Raw genomic sequence first — 3,445 nt, 5'->3', positions numbered from 1 at the left:
ACCTGAGACTTAGTTCTAATCTTCATTCATACCTACTCATACCCATTATTATACAAAAATTATTCACCTTTGGATATTAAAAAAGTGAAATCATATGAATATTTTGAATATAGATATAAAGAAGAATTGAAGTTAGTAAGGGGGAATTTCATGTAGTCCTGGTTAAATGTATTTATAATGATCATCATTGTTTGGATACTGATTGAAGAAGGGATTTATTTTTTTGTTAATCGCAGCATTTTCGGCCAATCCTTTTTAGAAAAGAAATGGAGAAGCCTTATAATGCTGATAAGGAAGAAAATCAAAAGGAATGCATCTTAATTGCAATTTTGTCAAAATTATTAGAGGATGATATTGAAGGAGTACATAATAATATATTTGGAGGTATACGCATGAATCCTGTTAATCATTTTCTTTCACATCGTACCGTTACAAATGCCTTAGTTGAAAAAATCGAAGAATCCAATTACGATTTTAAACCCACTGAAACTTCGATGAGTGCACAAAAATTAGTGACACATATTTACACGTCCTATTATAAGTTTATTAAAACAGTTAAAGAGGGCAACGGATCTCCGTTTATGGAGAAGTTCGAGAATACGCAATTGTCTCTATCGCAGCTAGGTGAAGAATCCACAGAGAAAACAAAAGAGCTTCTAGCTTCACTTACGGAAGAAGAGCTTGACCGCGAAATCGACATGTCGAAAATTTTCGGAATGAAAGTGTCGGGCCATCAAATGGTGCAAATGGCCATTGAACATGAAATTCATCATAAGGGTAATTTATTTGTCTACGTCAGGGAAATGGGACATACGGATCTGCCATTTTACATAAGTCATAAATAATAAAGTAAAGATTAAACAGACTTGCAGCCATTGCTAGTCTGTTTTTTTGCGGCAAAAATATAGGGTAAAATTCTTGATGGTTGTACATATTAACATTGTCAGCAAGACTTATTTAAGGAGGCATGATTGTGACTAAACAAGGAAGACATAATTTAAATCAAACCCGCGCTCAAATTGAAAAACAAGACAAAAGAAACGATATCGAACTAGGTGAGGAATTCCAAATCGGAAATGATTCTTCTCAGAGTCAGAAAAAAAGCGGGAAACAGGTTAATATGAAGAAAATGAAATAATAAGAAGGCCGCTTCGATAAATGTCATCGAAGCGGTATTTTTTAAGTAACCTTCATGGCTACCGTTTTTATGGATTCATGGCAAAAACGAGAGCCATGAACACTTCATAACGACCGTTTTCACTAACTCATCGCAAAAACGAAATCCATGAACGCTTCATGACGACCGTTTTCAATAGCTCTTAGCAAAAACGAGAGCCATGAACACTTCATAGCGACCGTTTTCACTAGCTCATAAACAAAACCCGTCTTAATTTTCAATATTCGCCATTTTAGAAGCTTTAATCAACTTTTCAATTCCATCAAGATCCCCTCGTTCAAAGAGCTCAATGATTTTGCTTCCGACAATAACGCCATCACAATATTGGTTCATTTCCTGCACATGTGTTGGGGATGCTATCCCAAAGCCAGCCAAAATAGGCAGGTGACTTACGCTCTTAACCTTTTGCAAATGCTCCCCAAGCTGTTCATTGAAACCTTTTCTTGCTCCAGTTATCCCATTAACTGTAACGGCATATAGGAAACCGCGCCCTTTGCTGGATATTTCTTGAACCCGCTCTAACGGACTCGTTAATGTTACGAGTCTAATGATCTCAATACCAGCCTTTTCTGCGTAAGGAGCAATAAGATCTTCCTCTTCTATCGGCAAATCAGGTAAAATCAACCCATCTACACCTGAACGGGAGCACTCATCCAAAAATGAATGAATGCCGTAAGCCATGATCGGATTCATATAAGTCATAAAAATTAGTGGGATATGTACAATTGGGCGTATTTCCGCAATGGCCGCCAATATTCCCCTCAATGTCGTTCCACTTTCAAGAGCTCTAATGCCAGCTTGCTGGATAACGGGCCCGTCAGCTACAGGATCAGAAAAGGGAATCCCAATTTCAATCGCCGTTGCTCCTGCTTTTTCTAAAAAAGTAATCCGTTCTGCCAACCTATTCAGTCCGCCATCTCCAGCCATAATATAAGGAACAAAAGCCTTCTCGTTATTCTTCCCCAAGACTTGCATCACTTTTTCAATCCTGTTCATTTCTCAATCCCTCCTAATCTTGCTTTTACCGTTTCCACATCCTTATCGCCTCGGCCTGATAAGCAGATGACTAATCCTTCATCCTCCTTCATTGTTGGGGCCAGCTTTAATGCATAAGCAACTGCATGGGAACTTTCCAAAGCGGGAATAATTCCTTCTAACCGACAAAGGAACTGTAAGGCTTCCATTGCTTCTTCATCGGTAATAGATTCATATTTCACCCGGCCAATATCTTTTAAATAACTGTGCTCAGGTCCGACACCTGGGTAATCAAGCCCGGCTGAAATGGAATGGGCCTCTTTAATTTGTCCATCTTCATCCTGAAGTAAGTACATGAGTGCGCCATGAAGAATTCCTGGTTTTCCTTTTGTCATTGAAGCTGCATGCTTTGAAGTATTTAATCCTAATCCTGCCGCCTCTACCCCATACAACTGAACATCTTCATCTTTAATAAATGGATAAAACATCCCCATAGCATTGCTTCCGCCACCGATACAGGCCACAATTGCCTCGGGAAGCTTTCCTTCTTTTTCTATAAATTGCTGCTTCGTTTCCTTCCCAATAACACTTTGAAAATCACGGACAATCATCGGAAAAGGGTGCGGCCCCATTACGGACCCAAGAATATAATGAGTATCCTCCACATTCGTCACCCAATATCGTAACGCCTCATTGACAGCATCTTTAAGGGTTGCACTGCCTGACTCAACACTGACAACCTTTGCACCTAAAAGCTCCATTCGAAACACATTCAGCTGCTGTCTGCGAATGTCCTCAGCTCCCATATAAATAATGCATTCTAAATTAAGAAGTGCACAGGCAGTTGCGGTAGCCACTCCATGCTGTCCTGCCCCTGTTTCGGCAACAATCTTTCGTTTCCCCATTCGGGCGGCCAGTAAAGCCTGACCTAAGGAATTATTAATTTTATGTGCGCCTGTATGGTTTAAATCCTCACGTTTTAAATAAATCTTTGCCCCTTGAAGATGCTTTGTTAAGTTTTTGGCAAAGTACAATGGCGTTTCCCGTCCAACGTAATCTTTTAGAAGATCATTTAGCTCGTTTTGGAACTCTGGATCTTCCAGCGATTTTTTATATTCTGTTTCGAGTTCAAGAACTGCTTGCATTAACGTTTCTGGCACAAATCTTCCCCCAAATGCACCAAAATGTCCACGTTCATCAGGTAATGTATAGGTTGTCATAATAGTTCCTCCCGTTGTCAGGCAAATTTTCATGTTTATCAGCCAGTTCTGGTACTTTATCAGCCAATTTTTA

Annotated in this window: 4 protein-coding genes; 2 read left to right on the top strand and 2 right to left on the bottom strand. The window is 39.5% G+C overall.

What is annotated here, in order from left to right:
- Positions 1–392 precede the first annotated feature (392 nt).
- Complete coding sequence (locus tag V7164_RS13455; RefSeq protein WP_335354311.1) at positions 393–845, top strand: DinB family protein; 453 nt, start codon at positions 393–395, stop codon at positions 843–845.
- Between the two features lie 128 nt (positions 846–973).
- Positions 974–1,138, top strand: coding sequence for a hypothetical protein (locus tag V7164_RS13450; RefSeq protein WP_335344924.1), 165 nt, complete (start codon positions 974–976; stop codon positions 1,136–1,138).
- 249 nt (positions 1,139–1,387) lie between these two features.
- Here V7164_RS13450 and trpA read toward each other — a convergent pair whose 3' ends face one another.
- The gene (gene trpA, locus V7164_RS13445; RefSeq protein WP_335344925.1) at positions 1,388–2,173 is read right to left on the bottom strand and encodes a tryptophan synthase subunit alpha; all 786 of its coding nucleotides are present in this window, start codon (positions 2,171–2,173) and stop codon (positions 1,388–1,390) included.
- A complete protein-coding gene (gene trpB / locus V7164_RS13440) occupies positions 2,170–3,372 on the bottom strand; it encodes a tryptophan synthase subunit beta (protein ID WP_335344926.1) in 1,203 nt (400 codons plus the stop codon). Before trpB ends, trpA begins: the two co-directional genes overlap by 4 nt.
- Between the last annotated feature and the right edge of the window lie 73 nt (positions 3,373–3,445).

Source organism: Bacillus sp. JJ1474 (genome assembly GCF_036965225.1).
GTDB lineage: Bacteria > Bacillota > Bacilli > Bacillales > Cytobacillaceae > Cytobacillus.
Note: the sequence above shows the minus strand (reverse complement) of the source record. Positions and strands in the feature narration are given on the sequence as shown.